The sequence below is a fragment of the Arthrobacter sp. 05L417 genome (genome assembly GCF_056397865.1).
In genome coordinates this window covers 1-379 of sequence record NZ_JBFTOG010000134.1, presented here as the reverse complement: position 1 = coordinate 379, position 379 = coordinate 1, and the positions used below count along the sequence as shown (strand labels likewise).

Below are 379 nucleotides of genomic sequence, written 5' to 3'. Positions count from 1 at the left end.
AGCGCGTAGTCCAGGAAGGCCGCGGCTTCCGGGCCGGTGACCCAGACTTCGCCCATGTGGGAAAGGTCGAACAGGCCCGCGGACTGGCGGACGGCGTGGTGTTCGGCCAGTTCGGAGGAGTACTTCAGGGGCATCTGCCAGCCACCGAAATCGGTGAAGGAAGCGCCGAGCTTCTTGTGCTCTTCGTAGAGCGCAGTGTAATTCTCAGTCATCGTGGGAGTCCTTTAGTTCTCGAAGGCTTCGATCGGAGGGCAGGAGCAGACCAGGTTGCGGTCGCCCGCGGCGCCGTCGATGCGGCCGACGGGCGGGAAGTACTTGTCCTGCTTGAGGTGGTGGACCGGGAAGACGGCCTGCTCGCGGGAGTACTCACGGTCCCAAT

General features: G+C 63.9%; 1 pseudogene. It reads right to left on the bottom strand.

The features are described from left to right. Positions 1-212: pseudogene (locus tag AC1DJW_RS26650) on the bottom strand (glycine cleavage system protein T); the annotation flags it as partial. Between the last annotated feature and the right edge of the window lie 167 nt (positions 213-379).